Origin of the sequence: Streptomyces sp. P9(2023), assembly GCF_032436795.1 — a bacterium.
Classification (GTDB): domain Bacteria; phylum Actinomycetota; class Actinomycetes; order Streptomycetales; family Streptomycetaceae; genus Streptomyces.
In genome coordinates, this window is the sequence record NZ_JAUPWM010000815.1 from 1 (window position 1) to 239 (window position 239).

At 71.1% G+C, this 239-nt stretch carries 1 protein-coding gene; it reads right to left on the reverse strand.

The window, feature by feature from the left end:
- A partial coding sequence (locus tag Q5762_RS39555; protein ID WP_315897156.1) for a hypothetical protein occupies positions 1-239 on the reverse strand: 239 nt, incomplete at both ends.

Sequence of the window (239 nt, forward strand, 5' to 3'; positions counted from 1 at the left end):
TCCAGCTCCAGTTCCAGCAGGGCGGGTGCCAGGGTGGCGGCGGGAAGACCAAGGTCGCGGATCAGGTCATCCTCCAGCGTCGGGCTTGGCCCCAGAAGCGAGATGATGCTGGCGGTCAAAGAGGCCGGCTTCGGGAAGCGGTCTGGCGCATCGGGGGGCGGCGCTGTCTGAATGACCGGCGCCGGCGGCGCTTCGGGGGTCAGCACGCGGGTGCCGCCCTGGGTCAGCGCCAGCACCAC